Annotated in this window: 4 protein-coding genes; 2 read left to right on the forward strand and 2 right to left on the reverse strand. The window is 55.7% G+C overall.

Annotated features, from left to right (window positions below; translation table 11 throughout):
* On the reverse strand, positions 1 to 1172 hold a 1172-nt coding region (gene gltS / locus FDX03_RS20920; RefSeq protein ID WP_137346540.1), incomplete at its 3' end, for a sodium/glutamate symporter.
* Positions 1173 to 1397: 225 nt separating this feature from the next.
* On the opposite strand from gltS, the gene xanP reads away from it, so the two are divergent.
* Complete coding sequence (xanP, locus tag FDX03_RS20925) at positions 1398 to 2789, forward strand: xanthine/proton symporter XanP (RefSeq protein WP_048213728.1); 1392 nt, start codon at positions 1398 to 1400, stop codon at positions 2787 to 2789.
* 121 nt (positions 2790 to 2910) lie between these two features.
* Positions 2911 to 4620 carry an AsmA family protein gene (locus FDX03_RS20930; protein ID WP_137346525.1) on the forward strand — a complete coding sequence of 570 codons (1710 nt, stop codon included), beginning with the start codon at positions 2911 to 2913 and terminating at the stop codon, positions 4618 to 4620.
* 42 nt (positions 4621 to 4662) lie between these two features.
* Here the strand turns inward: FDX03_RS20930 and FDX03_RS20935 are convergent, their stop codons facing one another.
* Positions 4663 to 5340, reverse strand: coding sequence for a D-lyxose/D-mannose family sugar isomerase (locus tag FDX03_RS20935; RefSeq protein WP_137346526.1), 678 nt, complete (start codon positions 5338 to 5340; stop codon positions 4663 to 4665).
* Positions 5341 to 5381 lie beyond the last annotated feature (41 nt).

A 5381-nucleotide genomic window follows, 5' to 3' on the forward strand; every position in this document is an offset into this window, starting at 1 on the left:
TTAATCACCAGCGCGTTGACGATATCGATAAAGAACGCGCCCACCATCGGCACCACCAGAAACGCCATATGGGATGGTCCAAAACGTTCGGTAATTGCCTGCATGTTGGCAATCGCCGTTGGCGTCGCGCCGAGGCCAAAACCGCAGTGCCCGGCCGCCAGCACGGCGGCATCGTAGTTCTTACCCATCATGCGCCAGGTGACAAATATCGCGTACAGCGCCATGAAAATGGTCTGCACAACCAGGATTGCCAGCATCGGCAGGGCCAGTGAAGCCAGCTCCCACAGCTTCAGGCTCATCAGCGCCATCGCCAGGAACAATGACAAACTCACGTTACCCAGTACTGAAACCGCACGCTCGAACACCCGATAAAAGCCCAGTAATGCCAGACCGTTACTGAGGATCACCCCAACAAACAGCACGCAGACGAAGGTCGGCAGTTCCAGCACCGTTCCGACCAACATTTGCGCAACGATTTTACCCACCGTCAGGCAGATAGCGATCAGCGCGATGGTTTCAATCAGCACCAGCGAGGTGATCATGCGCCCGACGTCCGGCTTTTCAAATGCGGTCGGCACGGCCTGATCGTCCGGCATGCCATCTGGCGTGGTGGAGTGTTTGACCAGATAGCGCGCAACAGGACCACCAATCAAGCCGCCCAGCACCAGGCCAAACGTTGCGCAAGCCATCGCCACTTCAGTCGCATTGGTGAAGCCATAACGTTCAATAAACAGCTTGCTCCACGCGGCCCCGGTTCCGTGTCCACCAGAGAGGGTGATCGAGCCAGCGATCAGACCCATCAGCGGGTCCAGGCCCAGCAGGGTCGCCATACCAATACCGATGGCGTTTTGCATAAGCAGCAGGCCAACAACCACAATCAGAAAGATACCCACCACACGGCCACCAGCGCGCAGGCTGGCGATATTGGCGTTCAGGCCGATGGTGGCGAAGAAGGCCAGCATCAACGGATCGCGCAGGGTCATGTCGAAGTTCACTTCCCAGCCCATGCTTTTTTTCAGCACCAGCAGCGCAATCGCCACCAGCAGGCCGCCCGCAACGGGTTCAGGGATCGTGTATTTTTTCAGGAAGGAAACAGACTGGACGAGCTTACGTCCCAGCAGCAACACCAGGGTTGCCGCAACCAGTGTTGATAACGTATCGAGATAAAACATTTACAGCTCCATTAGTGCGTTTAGCACAATCACGCACGATGCATTCCAGACCGATTTTTAGCTCTTATTGAGTTTTCGGGGTGGATTTTAAGCAGAAAATGATGAAAAGTTATATAAAAATGTTTGTTTATCCGTTTTAAATATTAAGAATACCTGCTAGCAAACGTTTGCTTTTCTGCCCTGGTCAGATAAAATCACCGCTTTTCCACCATGGGATTGCCTCTGATGTCCGTTAACGCCGTAGAGTCAACAAATGCGCAACCGGTTGCGCAGACTCACAACAGTGAACTGATTTACCGTCTTGAAGATCGCCCCCCGCTAGCCCAGACTCTGTTTGCCGCCTGCCAGCACCTGCTGGCCATGTTCGTCGCGGTGATCACGCCTGCCCTGCTTATCTGCCAGGCGCTCGGTTTACCGGCTCAGGATACTCAACACATTATCAGTATGTCGCTGTTCGCATCCGGCGTGGCTTCTATCATTCAGATCAAAGCCTGGGGGCCGGTAGGTTCAGGGCTGTTATCCATTCAGGGCACCAGCTTTAACTTTGTTGCACCGCTGATTATGGGCGGTACGGCGCTAAAAACCGGCGGCGCAGATGTCCCAACCATGATGGCGGCACTGTTCGGTACACTGATGCTGGCAAGCTGCACCGAGATGGTTATCTCACGCGTACTGCATCTGGCGCGCCGTATTATCACCCCACTGGTTTCAGGCGTGGTGGTGATGATCATCGGCCTGTCACTGATTCAGGTGGGCCTGACGTCGATTGGCGGCGGTTACGCGGCAATGAGCGACAACACCTTTGGCGCGCCGAAGAATTTGATGCTGGCTGGTGTCGTGCTGGCGCTGATTATCCTGCTTAACCGCCAGCGCAACCCGTACCTGCGCGTTGCGTCACTGGTGATTGCAATGGCGGCGGGTTATCTGCTGGCCTGGTTTATGGATATGCTGCCGCAAAATACCGCGCCGGTTAGTCAGGATCTGCTGATGGTGCCGACGCCGCTCTATTATGGCCTGGGTATCGACTGGAGTTTACTGCTGCCGCTGATGCTGGTCTTTATGATCACCTCGCTGGAAACCATCGGCGATATTACGGCCACCTCTGATGTCTCCGAGCAGCCGGTTTCTGGTCCGCTGTATATGAAACGCCTGAAAGGCGGCGTGCTGGCGAACGGTCTGAACTCGTTTGTTTCCGCTGTGTTCAACACCTTCCCGAACTCCTGTTTTGGACAGAACAACGGGGTTATTCAGTTAACGGGCGTAGCCAGCCGCTACGTCGGTTTTGTGGTGGCGCTGATGTTGATCGCGCTGGGCCTGTTCCCGGCGGTCAGCGGTTTTGTACAACATATTCCTGAGCCAGTACTGGGCGGGGCAACGCTGGTAATGTTCGGTACTATCGCCGCATCCGGCGTGCGTATTGTGTCCCGCGAGCCGCTGAACCGTCGCGCGATTCTGATTATCGCGCTGTCGCTGGCCGTCGGCCTGGGCGTCTCCCAGCAACCGCTGATCCTGCAGTTCGCCCCGGACTGGGTGAAAAACCTGCTCTCTTCCGGCATTGCCGCAGGCGGAATTACCGCTATCGTTCTGAACCTGGTGTTCCCACCAGAGAAGCAATAAGCAAAATGCGGTGTTGATTCAGAATCAACGCCGCTGTAACGCTCTTTCACCATTCCCGCCTTGAGCATTGCGCCTAAATCGTGCATAACTTGACTATGTGCACTTCGCGGGATGGAAGACCATGAAATTTATTGGAAAGCTGCTTCTTTACGTGCTGATCGCCCTTGCAGTGGCGATCCTCGGCCTTTATTTTCTACTGCAAACCCGTTGGGGCGCAGAGCACGTCAGCGCCTGGGTTTCACAGAACAGCAGCTACCATCTGGCCTTTGATGCCATCGATCACCGGTTTTCTTCCCCTTCCCATATTCTGCTGGAAAACGTCACCTTTGGCCGGGATGGTCAGCCCGCCACGCTGGTCGCCAAAACGGTCGATATTGGACTCAGTAGCCGCCAAATCACAGACCCGCTGCACGTAGACACCATTTTGTTGCAAAACGGCACGCTGAATCTTTCCCAGCAAACCGCGCCATTGCCATTCCAGGCCGATCGCCTGCAGTTGCAGGATATGGCGCTTAACAGCCCCGGCAGCGAGTGGAACCTCAGCGCCCAGCGCGTTAACGGTGGCATCATTCCCTGGAGCCCTGAGGCAGGTAAAATTCTCGGCAGCAAAGCGCAAATTCAGCTCAGCGCCAGTTCGTTGACGCTCAACGATGTCCCGACCACCAACGTCTTGATTGAAGGCAGCATTGACCATGACCGGGTGACGCTTAGCAATATTGGCGCAGACGTGGCGCGTGGAGCATTAACCGGCGTAGCGCAACGCAATGCCGACGGGAGCTGGGTAGTGGAGAATCTGCGCCTGAACGATATCCGGCTGCAAAGCGACAAATCACTGGCCGACTTTTTTGCCCCGTTAAGCACCATTCCTTCCCTGCAAATTGGTCGTCTGGAAGTAACGGATGCCCGTCTGCAAGGCCCCGACTGGGCGGTGACGGATCTCGATCTGAGCTTGCGCAACATGACCTTCAGCAAGGACGACTGGCAAACTCAGGAAGGAAAATTGTCGATGAACGCCAGCGAGTTTATCTACGGCTCGTTGCACTTCTTCGATCCGATTCTGAACGCTGAATTCTCGCCGCAAGGTATTGCGCTGCGCCAGTTCACCACCCGCTGGGAAGGCGGTATGGTCAGAACGTCGGGTAATTGGCTGCGCAACAACAAAGCGCTGGTCCTCGATGATGCCGCCATCGCCGGTCTGGAATACACGCTGCCGGAAAACTGGAAACAGCTGTGGATGAACCCCCTACCTGTCTGGCTAAACAGCCTGACGCTGAAGAAATTCAGCGCCAGCCGCAATCTGGTAATTGATATCGACCCGAGTTTCCCGTGGCAGCTCACCGCGCTTGACGGTTACGGCGCTAACCTCGGGCTGGTACAGAATAATCAGTGGGGGATCTGGAGCGGGAGCGCCACCCTCAACGCCGCTGCTGCTACCTTTAACCGCACGGATGTACGTCGTCCTTCGCTGGCGCTGACGGCGAACAACAGCACCATCAATATCAGCGAACTGAGCGCCTATACGGAAAAAGGGCTGCTGGAGGCCACCGCCAGCATTTCGCAGTTGCCTCAGCGCCAGGCTCAGATCAGCCTGAACGGACGTGGTGTGCCAATGACGATCCTGCAGCAGTGGGGCTGGCCCGCACTGCCGCTTTCCGGCGATGGTAATATTCAGCTTACCGCCAGCGGCAATATTCAGGCCGATGCGCCGCTCAAGCCAACGGTCAGCGGCCAACTGCATGCGGTGAACGCGGAGAAACAGCAGGTCACGCAGACCATGCAGGCGGGCGTGGTTTCAGGGAGTGAAGTCACAGCACCACCACCTGCGCAATAATTTATTGCCCGGTGGCGCTTCGTTTACCGGGCCTACTCACGCTCATAAACGAATATATTCACTGCACAACAGCCACTTCACCGGCTCATCCTCTTCAATCGCCGGGAAGCGACCGCCTGGTTCCAGAAAGTGGTTGTCATGCAGGTCGTCATTGACCATCGAGATTTCCCAGCCCAGCACGAACGCCTTCTCCGCCCAAAAGCGATGATACAAGCGCGGCGGCAGGCACACCCCCTGTCCCGGTTTCAATACCAGCGTCTCGCCAGCGTCAACGGTACGCCGCTGACCATCGACGCTAACTTCAACAATACGCCGTGCGTCATACCCGTCATCAGGCGTGGCCCATGCCAGCTGCATACATAAGTCACCCCCGCCGCGATTCACGATATCTTCCATTTTATGGCGATGAAAATGCCATGGTGTTTGCTGATCCTGCTGAATTTGCAGCATCTTTTCGGCGTACGGTTTGGGGTAATTAGCTGAGCCAGGCAGACCATTGCGCAACGTCAGTAACGTCAGTCCCGTTTGCGCAAAATCTCCACGCCCAAAGTCGGTAATATCCCAGCCCAGCTGGAGATCGCACACTTCACGCCACAGAGATTGATCCTGTTGTCGCCAGGCATCGATCGTAAAATATGCAAAATCAGGCAGACAGACCCGAAAAGTCTCGGCAATGGCATGCGCTTTATCGACGGCATAATTAATATGTGAACGCTTCATTCCACTTTTCCTTGTTGCGAAAGAGGCGGGTCGCCCCGCCT

Origin of the sequence: Citrobacter sp. wls827 (assembly GCF_005280875.1) — a bacterium.
Taxonomy (GTDB): domain Bacteria; phylum Pseudomonadota; class Gammaproteobacteria; order Enterobacterales; family Enterobacteriaceae; genus Citrobacter; species Citrobacter youngae.

Bases quoted from the DNA above. Each gene is read 5' to 3' on its own strand.
- xanP (WP_048213728.1), top strand. From the start codon at position 1,398: ATGTCCGTTAACGCCGTAGAGTCAACAAATGCGCAACCGGTTGCGCAG.
- FDX03_RS20935 (WP_137346526.1), bottom strand. From the start codon at position 5,340: ATGAAGCGTTCACATATTAATTATGCCGTCGATAAAGCGCATGCCATT.
- FDX03_RS20930 (WP_137346525.1), top strand. From the start codon at position 2,911: ATGAAATTTATTGGAAAGCTGCTTCTTTACGTGCTGATCGCCCTTGCA.